Below are 21,987 nucleotides of genomic sequence, written 5' to 3'. Positions count from 1 at the left end.
CCGCGCCAGTGATATACTGCATGGTTTTTCCCACCCCTGTCAGGACATACCCATGCCGAGTCAGCCGAGCAAGGCGCTTGAGACCTTCCCCAACCCGGAACCAAGCCGGGATTATACCATTCGCATCCGCATTCCGGAGTTCACCTGCCTGTGTCCGGTGACCGGACAGCCGGACTTCGCCACGCTGCATCTCGAATATGTCCCAGAGCAGCGCTGCGTGGAGCTCAAGTCGCTCAAGCAATACGTGTGGTCGTACCGCGACGAGGGCGCATTCCACGAGGCGGTGACCAATCGCATCGTCGACGACATCGCCAACGCCATTGCTCCGCGCTTCGTCCGCCTGACTTCGGAATTCAACGTGCGCGGCGGCATCTATACCACGGTCGTCGCCGAACGTCGCGCGCCAGGCTGGACGCCCGCCACGCCCGTCACCCTGCCCTGATACCCGATGCCGGATGTGCTGGCGATCGGGGTGGACGTCGGCACGTCCGGCATCCGTGCCGTCGCCATCGACGCACACGCTGAAACCCATGCCGAAGCGGCGCTGCCCCTGCCCGCACCGGAGTCTCCGATGGCGGGCTGGCAGGAACAGGCGCCCGCGCTCTGGCGCGATACGCTGTTCGCCGTGCTGCACCGCCTGGTACAGGACATTCCGCGCGGGTACGTACCGCGTTCGCTGGCCCTGGACGGCACTTCCGGCAGCCTGCTGCTGACCAACGCGAGCGGCACCCCGCTGGGACCGGCGCTGATGTATGCCGATCGACGCGCGACCGCCGAGGCCGCCCGCATCGCCACCGCTGCGCCGGCCACCAGCGGCGCCCATGGCGCGAGTTCCGCCCTGGCCAAGCTGCTCTGGCTGATGCGCCACCGCCCTGCTGCCGACGGCTTCCGCACCATGCACCAGGCCGACTGGCTGCTCGTCCAGCTCGGCGCAGCGCCCGGCACCAGCGACGAAAACAACGCGCTCAAGCTCGGCTACGACCCCGTCGAACGCCGCTGGCCGGACTGGCTGGAAACGCTGGGCGTGCCGCCGACGGCCCTCCCTTCGGCTCATGTACCCGGTGCGCGGGTGGGCACGATCGGCAGACAGACGGCAGCCGCACTGGGCCTGCCCGCAGATCTTGCCCTGGTCGCCGGCACCACGGACAGCATGGCGGCCTTCATCGCCACCGGCGCGCGCGAACCCGGCGAAGCCGTCACCTCGCTCGGCAGCACCCTGGTGCTCAAGCTGCTGTGCCGGCAACCGGCATTCGCACCCGAATACGGCATTTACAGCCATCGCCTGGGCGACCTGTGGCTGGCCGGCGGGGCTTCGAACAGCGGCGGCGCGGTACTCCGCGCCCACTTCACGGACGAAGAGATCGCGCGATGTACCGACGCCCTGCACCCCGACGCCCCGACCGGTCTGGACTACTATCCGTTGCCGACGCCCGGCGAACGCTTCCCCTTCGCCGCTCCCAACCTGCAACCGCGCCTGACACCGCGACCTGACGACCTCTGCCGTTATTTTCAGGGCATGCTCGAAGGAATGGCCGAGATCGAACAGCTGGGCTATGCACATTTGCAGCGGCTTGCCGGCGAGACGCTGCGCAGCGTCCGCAGCGTCGGCGGCGGGTCGGTCAACGTCGGCTGGACGCGCATCCGCGGCACGCGCCTGGGCGTGCCGATGCTCAACCCGACTCACCGGGAGGCCGCTCACGGCACCGCCCTGCTGGCCCTGAAGGCGGTCGCCTAACCTAGACAGCGGCGGACCGGAGCAAAGCTGCGCCGATGGCAATCGGCCGGACCATGCGCCTGCAGCGCCTCGATATGCTGTCGGGTGGGGTAGCCCATGTGGCGGTCGAAGCCGTATTGGGGATGGCTCGCATGCAGCACGAGCATCTCGGCATCGCGCTCGGTCTTGGCCAGGATCGAGGCGGCGCTGATCGCCGGAACGCTGGCATCGCCGCCGACCACCGCCTTGCCGGGACAGGCCAGTTCAGGCAGCCGGTTGCCGTCCACCAGCACGCTCAAGGGAGAACGCGGCAGCGCAGCCACCGCGCGCTGCATGGCCAGCATGGTCGCATGCAGGATATTGAGCCGGTCGATCTCCGCGACGTCGGCGCGGCCGATGCCCCAGGCGAGCGCATGTGCGCGGATCTCGACCGCCAGGGCCTCGCGCCGGCGGGCGCTGAGCTTTTTCGAATCGGCAAGGCCCTCGATCGGATGTCGGGGATCCAGCACCACCGCCGCGGCCACCACAGGCCCGGCAAGCGGACCGCGGCCGGCCTCGTCGATGCCCGCCACCCACCAGGATGCCTCGACGGCCTCTGTTGACCTTTCCCTATCCGTTGTCATCGCGCCCTGTCGTCCCTGTTCATGCGCCGCGCACCATATCATCCCCACCGAGAGTACGCATTGCCTCGACTCCCGGTAAATGCGAACATTCGACGCCACGACTTACCCGGCAACGCGGCGACGCCGTTTGCGCCGCAACCACCAGACGTACATCTTTGAGCGAAATTCTGCAGACTGCCGTCATCGGCGTAGGCTACCTGGGCCGCTTCCACGCGCAAAAATACGCTGCGCTGCCGCAGGCCAATCTGGTTGCGGTGGCCGACCCCAACGCCGAACAGGCCGCACGGGTTGCCGAGGAATGCGGCACCCGGGCCGTCGCCGACTACCGCGACATTCTCGACGAGGTCGACGCCGTCAGCGTGGTCGTGCCGACGCAGCAGCACTTCGCGGTGGCCCGCGACTGCCTCGCACGCGGCATCCATGTCCTGCTCGAAAAGCCGATGACCGTCACCGTGGCCGAGGCGGACGAACTGATCGCACTGGCCAAGACCAACGGCTGCACCCTGCAGATCGGCCATCTGGAGCGTTTCAATGCCGCGGTTCAGGCGCTCGACGGCGTGCTCGCCACGCCGCGCTTCATCGAATCGCACCGCCTGGCGGCCTTCAACCCGCGCGGCGCGGACGTGAACGTGGTGCTGGATCTGATGATTCACGACATCGACATCATCCAGACCATGGTGCGTTCGCCGCTCGACAAGATCGACGCCAACGGCGTGTCGGTGCTCACCTCCGAAATCGACATCGCCAACGCCCGGCTGCACTTTGCCAACGGCTGCGTGGCCAACGTCACCGCCAGCCGGGTGAGCATGAAGCCGCAACGCAAGATGCGCGTGTTCCAGAACGACGCGTACATCTCGATCGACTTCCAGGACAAGATCCTGAGCGTGCACCGCAAGGGCGAAAAGGAAATCTTTCCCGGCATTCCCGAAATCACCTCGCAGGAAAGCCTGTTCGAAAGCACCGACGCGATCCGCGACGAGATCGTCGCGTTCCTGGCTGCCATCAGCAACGGCACGCCTGCGCAGGTCACCGGCGAGGACGGCCGGCTGGCGCTGGAAACGGCGATCCGCATCACCGAACTACTCGCCGAAACCTCCGGCTGACACACACCCGCCTACTTGAACGCGACTCCGCGGAGACACCAGCATGATCCCAATGGTTGACCTGAAAACGCAGTATCTCGCCCTGCGCGAGGAGATCGACCGGGGCATTCTGCAGGCGCTGGAGAGCACCCAGTTCATCCTCGGGCCCAATGTACGCGCCTTCGAGGAAGAGGCGGCGGCCTATCTCGGCGCCGCACATGCAGTCGGCGTGGCGTCCGGCACGGATGCGCTGCATCTGGCACTGGTCGCGGCCGGCATCAAGCCGGGCGACGAGGTCATCACCTCGCCCTTCACCTTCATCGCCACCGCGGAGGCGATTCTCTACGTCGGCGCCAAGCCGGTGTTCGTGGACATCGACCCGCAAACCTTCAATCTCGACCCGGAACTCGTGGCTGCGGCGATCACCCCACGCACCCGAGCGATCCTGCCGGTGCACCTGTTCGGCCAGCCCGCCGACATGGAGGCGCTGAACGCCCTCGCCGAGCGGCATGGGCTGCTCGTGATCGAGGATTGCGCGCAATCCTTCGGCGCGACCCGCGGCGGCCTGCAGACCGGCACCCTCGGCACCGCGGGCTGCTTCAGCTTCTTTCCAAGCAAGAACCTCGGCTGCTACGGCGACGGCGGCCTGATCACCACCGGCTCGGCGGAGGTCGCCGAGCATCTGCGCGTGCTGCGCAACCATGGCTCGTGGCAGCGCTACCACCACTCCGAACTCGGCTTCAACAGCCGCCTGGACGAAATCCAGGCCGTGGTGCTGCGTACCAAGCTCAAGCACATCGACGAATTCAATGCCGGGCGCCGCCGCGTCGCCCAGCGTTACACCGCAGGCCTGCACGCACTCAACGGCGTCACCCCACCCTACGAAACCGCCGGCGGCGTACATGTCTATCACCAGTACACGCTGCTCAGCCCGCGCCGCGACGAAATCATGGCGGCCCTGCAGAAGGCGGAGATCGCCTGTGCCGTGTACTACCCGATCCCGCTGCACCGTCAGGAGGTCTTCGCCGAGGACTGCCAGGGACTCAGCCTGCCCGTGAGCGAGCAGGTGGCGGCCCAGTGCCTGTCCCTCCCGGTCTTCCCGGAACTGGCGGACGACGCCGTCGACCTCATCCTCGAAACCATCGGCGCAGCCCTCGCGTGACGGTCTACGCTTGAAGCCCGATGCCCGGGCAAACATCGTGAAGGCCCCAAACGTCATGATCGTTGCCGGCGAAGCCTCCGGCGACCAGCATGCAGCGCAGCTCGTCGAAGGCGTGCTGCGTCGTGCGCCGGACGTGCGTTTTTCCGGCATCGGCGGCGAACGCATGCGCCGCGCCGGCGTGGAGATCGTGATCGATTCGGCGCAACTTGCCGTGGTCGGTCTGGTCGAGGTCCTGATCCACTACCCCACACTGCGCCACGCCCTGGAAACCATGCGCAGGAACCTGCGCGAGCAGCGCCCCGACCTGCTGATCCTGGTCGACTACCCCGACTTCAACCTGCGCCTGGCCAAGACCGCGCACGAACTCGGCATCAAGGTGCTGTACTACATCAGCCCGCAGGTCTGGGCCTGGCGACAGAAGCGCGTGTACACCATCCGCGAGCGCGTCGACATGATGGCCGTGGTCTTCCCGTTCGAACTGCCGTTCTACGAATCAGCGGGCGTACCGGCGCGCTTTGTCGGCCACCCGCTTACCCGCGAGGTGCACTCCTCGCTGACGCGCGACCAGGCCGCCGCTTCTTGCGGGCTGGACCCTGCCCGTCCCATCGCCGGTTTGTTTCCGGGCAGCCGTCGCAGCGAATTGCAGCGACTGCTGCCGGTACAGCTGGAAGCCGCCAAGCGGCTGCGCGCGGAGATGCCCGAGGTGCAATACGTCATGCCGCTGGCGTCGACCTTGAACGAAGACTTGCTCGCGCCGTACCTGCAGGCCGCGGGGATCGAGGTGACCTGCGTTTCCGGGCACTTCTACGACGTGATTCAGAGTTGCGATGCCATCGTCAGCGCTTCGGGTACCGCAACCCTGGAAATCGCGCTGATGGGCAAGCCGCTCGCGGTGATCTATCGCGTCAATCCGCTGAGCTATCGCATCATGCGTCGCCTGATTCGCGTCGACCACATCGCGCTGTGCAACATCGTGGCGGGCAAGCGGGTCGCCAGCGAACTGATTCAGGATGCGGCCACGCCCGCGAGCATCGCCGATGAACTCAAGCGGATGCTGGCCGACCCGGCGCATGCCGCGCGCATCCGCGAAGGCTTCGCACGCGTGCGCGAGCAACTTGGCGACGAACGCCGCGACACCGACATAGCAAGCCTCACCCTCGAAATGCTGGAACTCGCCGGTGATGGCTCACTGGAAACGGCAAACGACTAAGCAGAACACCGCCACTCAGCGGATGAGGCTACGACGAACGCCGTCACGCAGAAAGTCCAGAATCGGTTGTACCGCCTGCTCAGCCGCTGCCAGTTGCTCCAGCTCGTGCATCGCCTCGTCCAGATTCAGCCCCTGACGATACAGCACCTTATACGCACGCCGTAACTGATTGATCTGTTCCGCTGTGAAACCCCGCCGTTTGAGGCCTTCCTTGTTGATGCCGTGTGGACGAGCCGGATTACCCGATACGATCATGTAAGGCGGCACATCCTTGGCGATCGCACTGCCCATGCCGGTGAAGGCATGCGCACCCACGCTGCAGAATTGATGAACCAGAGTAAAACCGCTCAGGATGACCCAGTCTTCAATGTGCACGTGCCCCGCAAGTGAGGCATTGTTGGAGAAAATCGTGTTGTTCCCGATGCGGCAGTCGTGGGCGATGTGGATATACGCCATCAGCAGATTGTCGTCGCCGACGACCGTGCGCCCGTTGCCGTTCATCGTACCGCGGTTAATGGTCACACTTTCGCGGATCAGATTTCTGTCCCCAATCACAAGCTCCGTGGGTTCACCGCGGTATTTCTTGTCCTGAGGGTCGGCACCCAGCGACGTAAATTGCAGGATACGATTGTCGCGACCAATATGCGTCGGCCCCTGTATGACGACGTGCGGACCTATCTGGGTACCAGCCCCGATGGTCACGCCAGGACCTATCACACTGAACGGACCTACGCTGACATCCTCGGCCAGCTCTGCAGCAGGATCGATGATGGCCTGTGGATGAATCAAGATATCACCTCTCGTCCAGCGCACATCAGTTCCGCGGCCGCAGCCAGATCCCCGTCCACCCGAGCCTCTGCAGCAAACTTCCACATATCGCGCTTGACGCGCAACAGTTCAACGCGCATGACCAGTTGATCGCCAGGAATCACCTGACGCTTGAAACGGGCGCGATCAACCGACACGAAGAGATACAGGAAATTGTCCGGCGGCGGTTCGTCTGAACGACTCTTGAAGGCCAGCAACCCGGTCGCCTGCGCCATGGCCTCAAGAATAAGCACACCGGGCATCACCGGTCGGCCCGGGAAATGCCCCTGAAAGAACGGTTCGTTGACCGTCACGTTCTTGACCGCTGTCAGCCACTCCCCAGGTGTGTAGTCGACCACCTTGTCGACCAGCAGGAAAGGGTAACGATGCGGGAGATAATTCAGAATTTCCTGGATATTGAAAGAATTCAAAGTACTCGCCTCAAAATGTCCCAGCGACCGTCCACCGGGGTCAATCCCCGTCTTCTCTTTTATATTGACGTTCCAGCCGTGCAACCGAACGTGCCATCTCATCCAAATGACGAAAGCGAGCCGCGTTGCGCTGCCAGTGTCGCATCGGCTGAGCCGGCATACTGGACGAGTATGCGCCGGGCTCATCCAGTGAACGCGCAACCAAACTCATTCCGGTCACGTGCACACCGTCTGCCAACCTGAGATGACCGGCCACACCGACGCCGCCTCCCAGCGTACAGTGAGCGCCGATCTCAACGCTTCCAGCGATACCGACACAACCGGCTATTGCGGTATGCGCACCGATTTTTACGTTATGCGCCACCTGTACCAAATTGTCGATCTTCACGCCATCGTCGATTACCGTATCCTCGAGCGCACCACGATCGATGGTCGAATTGGCACCAATTTCCACGTCTTCGCCGATCACCACGCGCCCGAGTTGCGGCACCTTGATCCAATGGCCCCGATCCTGCGCCAAACCGAAACCATCGGCACCGATTACCGCACCAGGATGGACCAGACTACGCGCACCGATCAGACAACCTGCACCTACGGTAACCCGAGCGACCAAACGGACGTCTGCCTCCAGAATCACGTCTTCGAGCAGCACACACCCTGGGCCGACAACCGCACCTGGCCCTATACGGCAACCTTCGCCAACCACTGCCTGGGCGCCGATATGCGCCTCTGGATCGACCGTTGCGTTAGGGGCAACCACTGCCGAGGCATGCACGCCAGCTGCGGGACGCTTGGGCGGATGCAGAAGGTTAGCCGCGCGGGCGAACGCAGCATGCGGGTTGTCGACCACCAGTGTCGGGACTGGACACGCGCCCGCATGACGTTCGCGCAGCAATACCGCGCCGGCCCGTGTTGACCGGAGATGCTTGAGATAACGATCATCCGCCAGGAAAGCCAGCGAATTCCCATCCGCGGACTCCAGCGGAGCGACACGTGTAACCCGCTTATCGGCATATTTCTCCGATACAATGGAACCCACTGCCTCGGATAGCTGGTGCAAAGTCATGCTCACGGACGATCGCGCTCTCGTCAGCCCGCATTATTTGGCGGATTTTTTCAATTCGGCGAGCACCTTATTCGTCAGATTGATCTTGTCGCTCGCATAGACTACGCCATCGCTCAGGATCATATCGTAATTGCCCGCCTTGGCGATACGCAGTATCACCTTGGAAATCTGCTTCTGCAGACCCTGCAACACCTGATTGCGCTTCTCGCCGAAATCCTGGCGGAAGGAGGCCAACTGCTTGTTGAACTCGTTTTCCTTCTGCATCAGATCCGTTTCAGCCTGTTTCTTGCGCTCCGCAGACATGGCAGATGCATTGCGCTTGAGATCCGTTTCCTCTTTCTGAATCTGGTCCCGGAGTTCACCTAATTTCTGCTCGCGCGGCTGGAATTCCTTCTGCAGCTCAGCTCGCGCTGCTTCCGCCTGAGGCGCCTTGGCCATGATTTCAGGGACATTGACAAAACCAATCTTACCTGTGGCAGCTTCACTTGCCGGCACAAACGCCAGCATCCCGAGCACCGTAAACAATCCCAGAAAAAGTTTTCGCATATGCATAAAACACCTCAGAAATAGGTACCGATGTTGAACTGGAAGACTTGCAAATGATCGCCCGGGCGCGCGTTGAGTGCCTTGGCTACGCTAAAGCTCAGAGGGCCAATAGGCGACAACCATTCGAGACCGATACCGGCCGACGTACGCAAATCACTGGTTTTGTAAGTCTGTGGGGAAGCAAATACATTACCCGCATCGAAGAACGTACTAAGTCGAACAGAACTGGAGTTTTTCAAAAACGGCATTGGAAAGATCAGTGCCATGCGTCCTACAACCTTGACGTCACCACCGATCGGCAGACCGGACACAGGATCCTGTGGCCCCAATGAATAATCCTGATAACCCGCGACACTGCTGATGCCACCCGTGTAGTAGGTATCGAAGAAGGGCAGTGTGTGTGTGCCGCCATAGCCTGCGCCATAACCCAATGAGCCGCTCATCGACAACGTCAGGTCATGTGTAATCGGTAAATATTCCTGGTTGTCGTAACCGATCTTGTAATATTTGATCGTACTGCCCGGTGTCACGAAGCTCAATTTCAGCGTTTGCAAATTACCCTCAGTCGGGAACACCGTTCGATTGCGTGAATCGTGCGAATAACCCAGCCCCAAGGTCAGCATATTGTAGTCGTTGCCATGCTTGGCGACGAAGTCAGTGACCGTTTGTGATGGGGTCGAGCCCGGCAGTACCTTGAGGCCCTGATAGCCGTAGCTTGCGTCCAGGCTGTCGTATTCCGAAATCGGGATTCCGTATGAAACCGTCGCTCCCAGGCGGTCGGCGCTGTAATCGACCACGTAGACCTGGCTGGTGTTAGTCCGCTGGTAATATAAATTGACCGAGCGACTCACCCCGTTGAGCGTGTAATAGGGATTCCGGTAATTAAGCTGATAAAGGGTGTTGATGCTGCTGGTGTTGACGCCCAACTGGATCGCCTTGCCTTCACCCAGGAAATTGTTCGTGCTCACGCTTGTGGACAGGATCACGCCTTCGAACTGCGAGTAACCCACGCTGGCCACGAAACTGCCGGCTAGGCGTTCCTTCACATGCACATTCAGGTTGACCTCGTCGTCGCTACCTGGGACACGCTGGGTTTCGACATTCACCGACTCGATGAACGGCAGGCGTTGCAAACGGATCTTCGAGCGATCGATCAGTTTCGTAGAGTACTGTGCGCCTTCAAGCTGACGCATTTCGCGACGTAACACCTCGCCCTGCGTACTCTTGTTGCCGAAGAAGTGAATCTGGTTGACATAGACCCGTTTGCCCGGATCGATAAAAAAAGTCAGACCGATGGTCTTCTTCTCGCGATTGATATCAGGAATCGGGTTGATGTTGGCAAACGCATAACCGTGATCGCCATACAGCTCGGTCAATGCCTTGATGGTGTCGGTGACCTGCTTGCGCGAGAAAATCTGACCAGGCTTGATGTGAACCAGCTTATTCAACTCGGTCTTGGGATAGAGCAGATTCCCGGCCAGTTTCACATTGGTAATGTGGTATTGATCGCCTTCATGAATATTGATATCGACATAGATGTGCCGGTGCGACGGAGTCAGCGCCACCTGGGTCGAATTGATCGCAAAGTCGATGTATCCATGATTCAGGTATTGAGAGCGCAGAGCCTCCAGGGATTTATTCAAACGTTCGCTGGAATATTTATCCCGATCACTGAGAAATGCCCACCATGGAGGAATTCCCACGTCCAGCAGACTGCGCAGATGCTGTTCCTGATAGGCATGGTTACCGACGATATTGACCTGCTTGATCTTGGCCGTCCTGCCCTCGACGATCTTGATGTCGATATTCACCCGGTTTCGCGGCAGGTGCTTTACCACCGTATCGATTTTCACATTGTATTTGCCACGGGCGAAATACTGATCCCGCAGCGCATTCTGCAACTGTTCAAGCACGGCTGGTTTGTATATTTGGGCCTTGGCAACATGTGCCTGCATCAGCACGAGTTTGAGCTGGTCGGTGCTGATCGCCTTGTTACCACTGAATTTAATGTTGTTGATCGCAGGCCGCTCCTTGACCTTGATGATCAGCTCGTGATTCTGGCGATACAGACTCACATCACTGAAAAATCCGGTGTGATAAAGCGCGCCTATGATTTTACTGGACTCGGAATCATTAAATATTTCACCGGCGTGCACTGGCAAATACGCGAATACCGTACCTTCGGAAATTCGCTGCAGTCCCTCCACCTCAATTCCGGAAATCTTGAATTTGTCAGGCGAGGCGGCATGAGCCTCCCCACAGAGCAGAGTCAACAACACGGGTACGCACAAGGAACGCTTAAAAATCATTAAGTCAGCAACCTAGAGATGTCGTTATAAAAAGCGAGCGTCATCAGCACGCCGAGCAGAATGAGACCGATCTTCTGACCGATCAGTTCGGCATGCTCCGAGAGCGGCCGACCGCGCAGCAGTTCGATGGTCTGATACAGGAGGTGCCCGCCATCGAGTACGGGTACTGGCAGGAGATTCAACACACCGAGACTGAGACTGACCACGGCGAGAAATCCGAGAAATGCAGACAAACCGATCGCCGCGGTGATGCCGGCATATTCGGCGATCGTCACCGGCCCACTGAGATTGCGCACCGATGCCTGGCCGACCACGAGCTTGCCCATTACTCTCAACGTAAGCACGGTCATTTCCCAGGTTTTCCTGGCGCCCTGGGCAAAGGCCTGTAGGGGGCCGTAGCGCACCTCGGTCTGCAGCAGCGTGCGCACGGATTGCGGCAAGATACCGCCGATCTGGGCATCAATGAACCCGCGCGCACGCCCATCAATGAGCTTCGGCCACGGGGTCATGCTTACTGTGACCCGATGGTCCTTACGTTCGACGATCAGCGACATACGGTCGCCCGGATGCTTTTGAATCGAGGCAATCCAGGCCGAAGTTGACACCACGGGCTTGCCGTTCATCTCCAGTACCTTGTCGCCAGACTCAAGTCCTGCACTGGCTGCTGCACCACCTGGCATCACTTTCATGATGACGGGCATGCTGGGACGCCAAACGGACAGGCCGATCAATTGCAGCACCTTGTCTCCGTGCTGCAGCAGGCCCAGTCCCGAGGTCGGTATGTCCCGTGTCTCGATATCGCCTGCCAGCGTTCGCACCTTGAGCATGAGGTTTGCGTGGCTAATGCCTTGTGCGAGCAAGGTCAGGCGCGCCTGCTCCCAGGTCTGCACCGGGATACCGTTGACCGACAGAATCAAGTCGCGCTCGTGAACGCCGGCAGCAGCAGCGGCGCTGCCCGCGCTTACCGGCCCAACGTACGGCCGGATGCCTTGCACGCCGATCATGAACATGCCGGCATACAGGAGAATCGCCAGCAGAAAGTTGGCGACCGGTCCAGCCGCAACGATCGCCATACGGTGGGTCACAGGCTGGCGGTTGAAAGCGCGGTCGCGGATGGCCTCAGGCACGTCACCCTCGCGCTCATCGACCATTTTCACGTAGCCACCGAACGGCAGGGCCGCGACCATATATTCCACCTGGTCTTTGCCGCGCCAGGTGAACAGCGGACGCCCGAACCCGATGGAGAAACGCACCACCTTGACGCCCAAACGGCGTGCAACCCAGAAATGACCGAACTCGTGGACCGTGACCAGGATGCTAATGGCGACGATGAAGGCCGCAATGTCCCAAAGCACGTTCACAACGCAGCCTGTATATGCGTTTGGTGTGCGCCAACGCTACGCTGTGCAACGTGACGTGCACGGGCATCCCAATCCAGAATCTGCTCCAGATCACCCGCCTTGCCGGGCGCTAGCGCGGACAGAGCCTCATCGATCACGCTGGGAATATCGGTAAATCGCAGGCGACGATCAAGAAATGCAGCCACCGCAACTTCGTTAGCCGCATTGAGGATGGCGGTGGCAGCCCCACCGGCGCGCATCGCCTCATAGGCTAGTCTCAGGCACGGGAAACGCGAGGTGTCCGCTGCCTGGAAATCTAGCTGCCCGACGGCCACCAGATCCAACGGTGCCACACCGGAAACCATACGTTCTGGCCAGGCCAGCGCATGCGCGATCGGCGTACGCATATCCGGATTGCCGAGCTCGGCCAATACCGAGCCATCGCTATAGCTGACCAACGAATGAATCACGCTCTGCGGATGCACAACCACCTCGACACGTCCGGCATCGACCCCGAACAACCAGCACGCTTCGATGACCTCGAGCCCCTTATTCATCAGGGTGGCAGAGTCGACCGAAATCTTGCGGCCCATGGACCAGTTGGGGTGGGCGCAGGCAGCCTCAGGTGTGACCTCGTGGAGGTCGCCAGCAGCGTATTCCCTGAAGGGACCGCCTGAGGCCGTCAGCAAAATACGTTCGACGCCGCGCGCCGGCAGATCACCGTCACCATGCGGTAAACACTGGAACACCGCATTGTGCTCGCTGTCGATCGGTAGCAGTTCGGCCCCATGCGAGCTGATCTCGGCCATGAACAGGTCGCCCGCCATGACCAGTGCTTCCTTGTTCGCCAGCAACACCCGCTTGCCGGCACGGGCAGCCGCCAGGGTGGGCAATAATCCCGCAGCACCGACGATAGCGGCCATGACAATGTCCACCTCGGGCAATGCGGCCACTTCGACCAAGCCATCAGTACCTCCCAACACCACCACGTCCAGACCAGCACCACGCACCCGCTGCTCAAGGTCTCGTGCGGCTGTCGTATCCGCCATCACCGCATAGGCAGGATTGAACTTGAGGCACAACTCAAACATGCGCTCGACATCTCGGTGCGCGGTCAAGGCCGTCACGCGAAAACGGTCGGGGTGGCGAGCCACCACGTCCAAGGTGCTGCCACCAATGCTTCCTGTCGCTCCGAGAATGGCGATGCGCCGCATGGATGGGGTCACAAACCGCCCCCGCGTAACCACCAAATCCAGCCCATCAGAAAAACCGGCGCCGCAGCCAGATGGCTATCGAAGCGGTCGAGCACGCCACCGTGCCCAGGCAGCAAGCTGCCACTGTCCTTAGCGCCGGCCAGGCGCTTGAGCAGGCTTTCAAACAGATCCCCGACCACGGAAGCAAAGATGGTCAGCATGCACAAACCGACGAAGCTCAGACGCAGCCAGACATCACCAGCCACGAAATACCAAGCACCGGCGGCGGCCAAGAGCAACGAAACGAGTACTTCTCCCATCAGACCTTCCCAGGTTTTGCCGGGGCTCAAACGGGGCGCCATGCGATGCCGCCCAAATCTTTTGCCCGCAAGATATGCGGCGCTGTCGCCCACAGCCGCCAACACGATCAGGAACACGAGCAGCCCAGAATCATACCTTTGGAGCCACACTATAGCGAGCCATGCGGGTACCAGTGCCGGCAACAGGGCTGCGCGCAAGGCCAGTCGCGTACCGTCTCCTTCCCAGGTACGCCCTCCAGGGCGATAAAACAGGATCAGACAGGAAGCCAACACCCACCACAGCAACCCAATAACGAGCGGGATACGCAAATCGCCGTCGCTGGCGACCCACCAGGCCAATCCAGCCGTCAGCGTGACCCCGGCCAGAAAGCCGGCTCTGAGCACAGGCGAATCCCCGCCCGTCAGGCGCACCCATTCATCGGCGCCGATCAGGAATGTCAACAAAACCAGCAGCCCAAAAGCAGCATTAGGCAGGATGAAAATACCAGCCAGGGTCGCACCGCCCAACAGCAGCCCAGTGATCAGACGTTGTTTAAACACTGGATTCCACCTGTTCGCCTGTGCGGCCAAAGCGTCTCTGGCGACGTCCGTAGTCAGCAAAAGCAGAGTCCAGTTCCGCCGCACCGAAATCGGGCCACAGAACATCGGTGAAATAGAGTTCGGTATAAGCCAGCTGCCATAGCAGAAAATTGCTTAGGCGGTGTTCACCACCCGTACGGATAAAGAGATCGGGATCGGGCAGACCTGCCGTGGCCAAACCGGAAGCGAGCACCGATTCGCCGCATTCGGCGGGCACGGGCTCATTACCCGCCAGATGTGCTGCCGCTTGAGCGATATCCCAACGACCACCATAGTTTGCCGCGATGAGGAGGGTCATCCGATCATTGCCGCGAGTGCGCGCCTCCGCATCCAACATCGCCTCCTGGAGTCTATCCGTAAAAGCAGCTCGATCGCCGATAAAACGCAGTCGTATCCCTTTCTCGACCAGCGTTCCGACCTCCCGGCGCAATGCCGCCACGAACAACTCCATCAATGCATTGACCTCGCTTTTCGGCCGACGCCAGTTCTCGCTGCTGAAGGCGAACAGCGTCAACACCTCGACGCCTCGTTCGGCACAAGCAGCAATCACTTCACGCGCAGACTTGACACCGCGCCGATGCCCCTCGGTACGCGGGAGGTGACGGGTCCTCGCCCAGCGTCCATTGCCATCCATAACGATGGCAATGTGCCGGGGAATCGAGACGAGATTAATGTGATCAGTATGCACGGAGTCGAGAGGTTACCGGACCGGAAATCCGGTGGGGTCAGATTTCCATCAGCTCCTTTTCCTTCTGCGCCAGCATCGCGTCCACATCGGCGATACTTTGATCAGTCAACTTTTGGATCAAATCCTGGGCGCGCCGTTCATCATCCTCTGATATTTCCTTGTCCTTGACCAGCGACTTGAGGTCGTTGTTGGCATCACGCCGGATATTGCGGATGGCCACGCGGCCATTTTCGGCCTCCTGCCTGACCACCTTCACGAGGTCGCGTCGACGCTCTTCGGTCAGAGGCGGCATCGGTACGCGTATGACTAGCCCGCTGGTAGCTGGATTCAAACCGAGATCCGAGGTCATGATCGCCTTCTCGATAGCCCCTACCATCGTTTTTTCCCAGGGCGTGATGCTCAAGGTCCGGGCATCCTCGATCGCGACCTTCGCCACCTGATTCAGCGGCGTGGCGTTGCCGTAGTAATCGACGGTGATATGTTCCAGCAGGCTCGGCGTCGCCCGCCCCGTTCTGATTTTGGCGAACTCGTGCTTGAGTGAATCGATGCTTTTATGCATCCGGGATTTTGCATCGGCTTGGATTTCGTCAATCATGTTCAGTCTCGCTTCACTAGGGTACCGACGGCTTCCCCCATCACCACACGCTTGAGGTTGCCGGGCTGGTACACGTCAAAAACCCTGAGCGGAATCGAATTGTCTCGACACAGCACCAATGCGGTCTGATCCATGACCTCCAAACGCGAATTCAGCGCCTCGTCGTAGGTCAGCATTTCGTAACGCTGCGCCGCGGGGTTCAGCATCGGGTCCGAATCGTAAACGCCGTCGACCTTGGTCGCCTTGAGCATCAGATCGGCATTGATTTCGCTTGCCCGCAGGCTGGCCGCGGAATCCGTGGTGAAATAGGGGTTACCCGTACCTGCGGCGAACACCACCACCCGCCCCTTTTCCAGATGCCGCACGGCGCGGCGGCGGATGTAGTCCTCGCAGACCTGGTTGATCTTGATCGCCGACATCACCCGGCAGTAGGCACCCTGGTGCTCCAGGGCATCCTGCATGGCAAGTGCATTCATCACGGTCGCCAGCATACCCATCTGGTCGGCGGTGACGCGGTCCATGCCCGCCTGCGCGAGGCCCGCCCCACGGAACAGGTTGCCGCCGCCGATCACCATCGCCACCTGCACGCCCAATCGCGTCAGCTCCGTCACTTCGCTGGCGACCCGCTGGATCATATCGGGATCGATGCCGAAAGGCTGGTCGCCCATCAGGGCCTCGCCGCTGAGTTTCAGAAGAATGCGTCGGTAGGCAGGTTTGGCGGGCTCACTCATGGGGCGGAGACATTCCCTATGTTTGATATAGAAGAAACCCGGGCGACGAACTCCCGGGCTCGGATACAAAACGCGCGGATCGGCTCTGACAGAACCAATCCGCGCGGCAGATGGAAAGGGTCAGGCGCCCTTGACCTGCGCCATCACTTCTTCGGCGAAATTTTCCGTCTGCTTCTCGATGCCCTCGCCAACCTCATAGCGCACGAAGCGCTTTACCGTGGCGCCGGCGTCCGCCAGAAGCTTGGCCACGCTCACGTCGGGCTGCTTCACAAAAGGCTGTCCCAGCAGCGTGATTTCACCCAGATACTTCTTGATCCGCCCTTCCACCATCTTCGCAACGATCTCGGCCGGCTTGCCGCTTTCGGCCGCCTGAGCCGCATAGATCTCGCGCTCCTTGTCGAGCAGATCCTGAGGTACCTCATTCACATCCACGCACACCGGGCGCGAGGCCGCAATATGCATGCAGATGTCGCGCGCCAGCGTTTCGTCTCCACCGGTCATGTCCACCACGACGCCGATGCGTGTACCGTGCACATAGGTGCCCAGACGGTCCCCCTCTGCCTCGAAACGCACAAAGCGGCGGATCTGCACGTTCTCACCGACTTTCGACACCAAGGCCTGGCGCTGCTCCTCAATCGTGCCGCCACCCTGCGACGCAAGGGCTGACAGGGCTTCGACATCAGCGGGATTGCTGTCGAGAATGGATTGCGCGGCACCCGCCACGAAGCCAGTAAAGTTCTCATCCTTGCCGACGAAATCGGTTTCGCAATTGACCTCGAGCAGGACGGCACTGCGTCCGCCCTCTGATTGGGCGGCTACGACCTGCCCTTCGGCCGCAATACGGCCCGCCTTCTTCACGGCTTTCGCAGCACCGGATTTGCGCATGGCCTCAATGGCGGCCTCGATGTCGCCGTTGCTTTCGGTCAAGGCCTTCTTGCATTCCATCATGCCGGCCCCGGTACGCTCACGGAGCTCCTTGACCAGACTTGCGGTGATTTGCATGTCTCCAATATCTCCTTAATTCTGATAGTTAACGCCGCGCTCAGGAAGCGGCGGCGTCTGCGGCCTGCTCGGCGCTTTCGGTCTTGTCCTTCGCCGCAGCGGCACTGTTGCGCGCGACCAGACGGCCTTCGTTGATCGCATCCGCCGCCGCAGTCACGTAAAGCTGGATGGCACGCATGGCGTCGTCGTTGCCGGGGATCACGTAGTCAATGTTGTCGAGCGGGTTATTCGTGTCGACCACGGCAACCACGGGAATACCCAGTTTCGCGGCTTCGTTCACGGCAATCCGCTCGTGGCCGACGTCGATGACGAACAGCGCGTCAGGCAGACCGCCCATGTCCTTGATGCCGCCCAGGCTCTTTTCCAGCTTCTCCATCTCGCGGCGCAGACCCAGCGCTTCCTTCTTGCTCAGGCGATCGAAGCCGCCGTCGCGCTCCATGCTTTCCAGGTCCTTGAGACGCTGGATGGATTGGCGCACAGTTTTGAAGTTGGTCAGCATACCGCCGAGCCAACGGTGGTTGACGTAGGGCATGCTCGCGCGCTCGGCCTCTTCGCGGATCGTGTCACGCGCCGAACGCTTGGTGCCGACGAACAGCACCTTGCCGCCCTTGGACGCCAGCTTGCCGAGGAAATTCATGGCCTCGTTGAACAGAGGCAGCGTGTGTTCCAGGTTAATAATATGTATGCGGTTACGTTCCCCGAAGATGTAGGGTGCCATCTTGGGGTTCCAGTAACGGGCTTGGTGGCCGAAATGCACGCCAGCTTCGAGCATCTGGCGCATGGTAATGTGTGCCATGGGGTTGTTCTCCAGTTTCGGGTTGGACCTCCATACGCCCCGACCCGCAACCCTTCCGCTTCAACGGATTGGGCACCCAGCGAGCCGTGACGGCGCATGTGTGTCGTTACGGATGCCAGCAAAGGCATCGACTTGAGTCGCGCGCACAACCCCAAGCTTTGCGGGTTTGCGCGACGCGCCGGCGCTTTATACCATAAAGGACCTGACCAACCAACTCTGGCATTCGGCGCCGGAGCTCTACCCGCGAGTGCCCATGAGCGTCACGATCAAGACCCCTGAAGAAATCGAGAAGATGCGCGTCGCCGGCCGCCTGGCCGCCGAGGTGCTCGAGATGATCGAACCTTATGTCAAACCCGGCGTAACCACCGACGAGCTCGACCGGATCTGCCACGACTACATCGTCGACGAACAGCAGGCAATCCCAGCGCCGCTGAATTACCACGGCTTCCCGAAGTCCATCTGCACCTCGGTCAACCATCAGGTCTGCCATGGCATCCCGGGCGACCGCCGCCTGAAACAGGGCGATATCGTGAACATCGACATCACCGTGATCAAGGACGGCTTCCACGGCGATACCAGCAAGATGTTCTGCGTAGGCAAACCTACCGTGGCCGGCCGCCGTGTCTGCGAGATCGCCCACGATGCCCTGTGGATAGGTATCGATCTCGTCCGCCCCGGGGCAAGCCTGGGCGACATCGGCGCAGCTATTCAGAGACACGTAGAATCGCGACATGCGACGGTGGTTCGAGAGTACTGTGGGCACGGCATCGGCCGCGGCTTTCATGAAGACCCGCAGGTGCTCCACTACGGTACGCCGGGTACCGGACTGGTACTCAAGCCCGGCATGACCTTCACCATCGAACCCATGGTCAACGCGGGCCGCGCCGATGTGAAGGTACTGGCCGATGACTGGACCGTGGTCACGCGCGATCACAGCCTTTCCGCGCAATGGGAGCACACTATCCTGGTTACCGAAGACGGGCACGAGGTGCTGACCCTGCGTCGGGAAGAACAAAAGGCGAATGCCCTTGGCGCCGCCTGATGCCGGACGGGGTGCGGCACCCTCGCTGATCGCCTGGCCTGAGTCCCTCAATCCTTATCTCGATCTTGACCAATCCATTGCGGGATTGCCCAGCCCAGCCATGCAGGCTGGTCATTACCGGGACCTGATCCAATCCGTATCGCACGCGCTCGAGCGCGCATTCGCGGATGACGTGCCGGCTGATGATCTGGTGCACGGCCGTGCGGCCTTTGTCGACCGCCTGTTACGTCACATCTGGGCCGACACCGGGCTCATGGAACAGTCCGAAATCGGACTGTTCGCGGTAGGCGGTTACGGTCGCGGCGAGCTGCTTCCTGCGTCTGACGTCGATTTGCTTTTACTGACACCCGACGCTGCAACGGAGAATCAGCAAGGCAGCATCGCTGAATTTCTAAGGCGATTGTGGGACAGCGGCCTGCACGTAGGGCATAGCGTACGCACCCTCGATGAATGTATCAGTGAGGCTACACGCGATATCACCGTGGTGACCAACCTGATGGAAGCGCGGCGGCTCGACGGTAGCGATGCGCTCTTCTCTACCCTGATGGAAGCGATCGGCCCGGACCGCATCTGGCCGAGCCGCGAGTTCTTCGCCGCCAAGCTGACCGAGCAGTCACGCAGACATCAAAAATTCGGCGACACTGCTTACCGTCTGGAGCCCAACGTCAAGGACGGCCCGGGCGGCCTGCGTGACATCCAGATGATCGGCTGGGTCAGCAAACGCCACCTCGGCGCGCGGCGCATGAGCGACCTCGTGCGTCACGGTTTTCTGACCGAGGACGAATACCGCGAACTGAAGGCCGGCCAGTCCTATCTATGGCGCATCCGTTTCGCCCTGCACACGCTTACCGGTCGCGCCGAAGAGCGTCTGCTGTTCGACCAGCAGGTGGCCCTCGCCCGCATCTGTCATTTCAGCGACGAAGACAACAACCTCGCGGTCGAGCAATTCATGCAGGGCTATTACCGTGTGGTAATGAATCTGGAGCGGCTGAACGAAATGCTGCTGCAGCACTATCGCGAATGCATCCTGCACGCCGACGACACCTGCGTTCCCGAGCCGATCAACGACCGCTTCCAAGTACGCCTGAACTTCGTCGAAGTACGGCACGACGCCGTGTTCCGCGAATACCCGCCAGCCCTACTGGAAATCTTCCTGTTGTGCGCACAGCATCCGCAAATCGAAGGCGTGCGTGCGGCCACCATCCGACTGATCCGTCAACACCGCCACCTAATCGACGATGCCTTCCGGCACGACCCGATCTGTCGCAACCTGTTCATGCAAATCCTGCGCGAACCGCGCGGTGTGACACAGCAGCTGCGCCGGATGAACCGTTACGGAATCCTTGCCGCCTACCTGCCTGCCTTCGGCAGTATTGTCGGGCGCATGCAGTACGACCTGTTCCACGTCTACACCGTAGACGAACATACGCTGATGGTTCTACGTAACGTGCGCCGCTTCAGCTTGGCACAGGTGGCCGGAGACTCACCGCGATATCACGAGATTTTCAACGCACAACCGAAACCCGAGCTCCTCTATCTGGGTGCTCTGTTTCATGACATCGGCAAGGGTCGCGGTGGAGACCACTCGCATATCGGTTCCGTCGAAGCTGAGGACTTCTGCAAGCTACACGGCCTTTCGGACACGGACGGCGAACTGGTGAGCTGGCTGGTGCGCAACCATTTGCTGATGTCGATGACCGCTCAGCGCAAGGACATCAGCGATCCCGAAATCGTCCACGAGTTTGCACAACTGGTCGGCACGCAGCTTCATCTGGACAGCCTCTATCTACTGACCATCGCGGACATCCGGGCCACCAACCCGGAGCTGTGGAACGCCTGGCGTGAAACTCTGCTTGCGGACCTTTACGCAGCGACCACACACGAACTCGCACGCGGCCTGGATACCTCCCGCGACCACACGGCCATCATCACCGCCGTCCAGCAGGAATCCCTCTCCCGCCTGTTGCGTCTCGATTTTTCCGCCGAGACCGCACAAAAACTATGGGGCGATCTCAGCGACGATTATTTCCTGCGCCACTCGGCCGACGAGGTCGCCTGGCACACTGCCGCTATCCTGGAAAATGAAGAACGCCCCGTGATCCGCATCCGGCGCACCACCGAGCGCGGCGGCAGCGAGATCTTCATCTATGCGCACAACACCACCCACCTGTTTGCCCACATCACAAGCGCACTCGACGGTCTAGGCCTCGACATCGTCGATGCGCGCATTACCACTGCCCGCCATGGATGGGTGCTGGACAGTTTCATGGTCCTGGAAGGGGATGGGACAACCGTCGATGACGGTTTCCGGGCACAGGAAATCGTCCACCGCCTGCGCACCACGCTGACTCAGCTCAACCGTCCACCGGAACAGGTCCGACGCCGCATGCCGCGGCGATTGAAGCATTTCGACATACCGCCACGAATCTCATTCAGTCACGATGCGCCACGGCACTGGACCGCACTCGGTATCGACACGAACGACCGCCCCGGGCTGCTGTCGGCGGTCAGTCAAGCTATGGCGGATCATGGCGTACGCATCCATAATGCGAAAATTTCCACGATTGGCGAGCAGGCCAGCGACGTGTTCTACGTAACCACAATGGACGGAGACCCGATCGACGATCCCGCAGCGCAGGAATCCATCCGCACCGCCATGATCGACGCCCTGCATGCGCTCGATCACCACGCTCCCAAGACGTCAGCCCTATAGGCTTGCGCCAGAAACCGCGTCAAAACCTGAATTTGGAA

At 60.8% G+C, this 21,987-nt stretch carries 21 protein-coding genes; 7 read left to right on the top strand and 14 right to left on the bottom strand.

The window, feature by feature from the left end:
* Positions 1-52 precede the first annotated feature (52 nt).
* Both queF and BJI67_RS06375 read left to right on the top strand, forming a co-directional pair.
* The gene (gene queF, locus BJI67_RS06380; RefSeq protein WP_070072323.1) at positions 53-442 is read left to right on the top strand and encodes a preQ(1) synthase; all 390 of its coding nucleotides are present in this window, start codon (positions 53-55) and stop codon (positions 440-442) included.
* Between the two features lie 6 nt (positions 443-448).
* On the top strand, positions 449-1,735 hold the full coding sequence (locus tag BJI67_RS06375; RefSeq protein WP_070072322.1) for an FGGY-family carbohydrate kinase: 1,287 nt from the start codon (positions 449-451) through the stop codon (positions 1,733-1,735).
* Here BJI67_RS06375 and rnhB read toward each other — a convergent pair.
* Positions 1,732-2,337 (bottom strand): ribonuclease HII, encoded by a 606-nt coding sequence (gene rnhB, locus BJI67_RS06370; protein ID WP_070074006.1) that lies wholly within the window; start codon positions 2,335-2,337, stop codon positions 1,732-1,734. The genes BJI67_RS06375 and rnhB overlap by 4 nt on opposite strands.
* Before the next feature lie 155 nt (positions 2,338-2,492).
* On the opposite strand from rnhB, the gene BJI67_RS06365 reads away from it, so the two are divergent.
* Genes BJI67_RS06365 through lpxB form a run of 3 tightly spaced genes read left to right on the top strand, consistent with a single transcriptional unit; the run spans position 2,493 to position 5,791 of the window.
* Positions 2,493-3,440 (top strand): Gfo/Idh/MocA family protein, encoded by a 948-nt coding sequence (locus tag BJI67_RS06365; RefSeq protein WP_070072321.1) that lies wholly within the window; start codon positions 2,493-2,495, stop codon positions 3,438-3,440.
* A 43-nt stretch (positions 3,441-3,483) separates the two neighbouring features.
* Positions 3,484-4,581 carry a DegT/DnrJ/EryC1/StrS family aminotransferase gene (locus BJI67_RS06360; protein ID WP_070072320.1) on the top strand — a complete coding sequence of 366 codons (1,098 nt, stop codon included), beginning with the start codon at positions 3,484-3,486 and terminating at the stop codon, positions 4,579-4,581.
* Between the two features lie 55 nt (positions 4,582-4,636).
* Positions 4,637-5,791, top strand: coding sequence for a lipid-A-disaccharide synthase (gene lpxB / locus BJI67_RS06355; protein WP_070072319.1), 1,155 nt, complete (start codon positions 4,637-4,639; stop codon positions 5,789-5,791).
* A gap of 15 nt (positions 5,792-5,806) precedes the next feature.
* Here lpxB and lpxA read toward each other — a convergent pair whose 3' ends face one another.
* The 13 genes from lpxA to rpsB form a co-directional block, all read right to left on the bottom strand.
* The gene (lpxA, locus tag BJI67_RS06350) at positions 5,807-6,580 is read right to left on the bottom strand and encodes an acyl-ACP--UDP-N-acetylglucosamine O-acyltransferase (protein ID WP_070072318.1); all 774 of its coding nucleotides are present in this window, start codon (positions 6,578-6,580) and stop codon (positions 5,807-5,809) included.
* Entirely contained in the window at positions 6,577-7,029 is a 453-nt protein-coding gene (fabZ, locus tag BJI67_RS06345) for a 3-hydroxyacyl-ACP dehydratase FabZ (protein ID WP_070072317.1), read from the bottom strand. Before fabZ ends, lpxA begins: the two co-directional genes overlap by 4 nt.
* 40 nt (positions 7,030-7,069) lie before the next feature.
* Positions 7,070-8,095, bottom strand: a complete 1,026-nt coding sequence (lpxD, locus tag BJI67_RS16710) for a UDP-3-O-(3-hydroxymyristoyl)glucosamine N-acyltransferase (protein WP_083250686.1) — start codon at positions 8,093-8,095, stop codon at positions 7,070-7,072.
* Between the two features lie 33 nt (positions 8,096-8,128).
* Complete coding sequence (locus BJI67_RS06335; RefSeq protein WP_070072315.1) at positions 8,129-8,647, bottom strand: OmpH family outer membrane protein; 519 nt, start codon at positions 8,645-8,647, stop codon at positions 8,129-8,131.
* A gap of 8 nt (positions 8,648-8,655) precedes the next feature.
* Positions 8,656-10,950: an outer membrane protein assembly factor BamA gene (gene bamA / locus BJI67_RS06330; protein ID WP_070072314.1), complete on the bottom strand. Its 2,295-nt coding sequence runs from the start codon at positions 10,948-10,950 to the stop codon at positions 8,656-8,658.
* Complete coding sequence (gene rseP, locus BJI67_RS06325; protein ID WP_070072313.1) at positions 10,950-12,311, bottom strand: RIP metalloprotease RseP; 1,362 nt, start codon at positions 12,309-12,311, stop codon at positions 10,950-10,952. The genes bamA and rseP overlap by 1 nt, the downstream gene beginning before the upstream one ends.
* Positions 12,308-13,504, bottom strand: coding sequence for a 1-deoxy-D-xylulose-5-phosphate reductoisomerase (gene ispC, locus BJI67_RS06320; RefSeq protein WP_070072312.1), 1,197 nt, complete (start codon positions 13,502-13,504; stop codon positions 12,308-12,310). The genes rseP and ispC overlap by 4 nt, the downstream gene beginning before the upstream one ends.
* An 8-nt stretch (positions 13,505-13,512) precedes the next feature.
* On the bottom strand, positions 13,513-14,343 hold the full coding sequence (locus BJI67_RS06315; protein ID WP_070072311.1) for a phosphatidate cytidylyltransferase: 831 nt from the start codon (positions 14,341-14,343) through the stop codon (positions 13,513-13,515).
* The gene (gene uppS / locus BJI67_RS06310; protein ID WP_070072310.1) at positions 14,336-15,070 is read right to left on the bottom strand and encodes a polyprenyl diphosphate synthase; all 735 of its coding nucleotides are present in this window, start codon (positions 15,068-15,070) and stop codon (positions 14,336-14,338) included. Before uppS ends, BJI67_RS06315 begins: the two co-directional genes overlap by 8 nt.
* 37 nt (positions 15,071-15,107) lie before the next feature.
* Positions 15,108-15,665 carry a ribosome recycling factor gene (gene frr / locus BJI67_RS06305; protein WP_070072309.1) on the bottom strand — a complete coding sequence of 186 codons (558 nt, stop codon included), beginning with the start codon at positions 15,663-15,665 and terminating at the stop codon, positions 15,108-15,110.
* A gap of 2 nt (positions 15,666-15,667) precedes the next feature.
* Complete coding sequence (gene pyrH / locus BJI67_RS06300) at positions 15,668-16,396, bottom strand: UMP kinase (protein ID WP_070072308.1); 729 nt, start codon at positions 16,394-16,396, stop codon at positions 15,668-15,670.
* A gap of 120 nt (positions 16,397-16,516) precedes the next feature.
* Positions 16,517-17,398, bottom strand: a complete 882-nt coding sequence (gene tsf, locus BJI67_RS06295; protein WP_070072307.1) for a translation elongation factor Ts — start codon at positions 17,396-17,398, stop codon at positions 16,517-16,519.
* Positions 17,399-17,438: 40 nt separating this feature from the next.
* Positions 17,439-18,194: a 30S ribosomal protein S2 gene (gene rpsB, locus BJI67_RS06290; protein ID WP_070072306.1), complete on the bottom strand. Its 756-nt coding sequence runs from the start codon at positions 18,192-18,194 to the stop codon at positions 17,439-17,441.
* A 253-nt stretch (positions 18,195-18,447) separates the two neighbouring features.
* Here rpsB and map point away from each other — a divergent pair, with 253 nt between their 5' ends.
* Complete coding sequence (gene map / locus BJI67_RS06285; protein WP_070074005.1) at positions 18,448-19,236, top strand: type I methionyl aminopeptidase; 789 nt, start codon at positions 18,448-18,450, stop codon at positions 19,234-19,236.
* Complete coding sequence (gene glnD, locus BJI67_RS06280) at positions 19,217-21,949, top strand: [protein-PII] uridylyltransferase (protein WP_083250685.1); 2,733 nt, start codon at positions 19,217-19,219, stop codon at positions 21,947-21,949. Before map ends, glnD begins: the two co-directional genes overlap by 20 nt.
* Positions 21,950-21,987 lie beyond the last annotated feature (38 nt).

Origin of the sequence: Acidihalobacter aeolianus (assembly GCF_001753165.1) — a bacterium.
Taxonomy (GTDB): domain Bacteria; phylum Pseudomonadota; class Gammaproteobacteria; order DSM-5130; family Acidihalobacteraceae; genus Acidihalobacter; species Acidihalobacter aeolianus.
The sequence above is the reverse complement of the archived record's forward strand: the minus strand, read 5'-3'. Positions and strand labels throughout refer to the sequence as shown.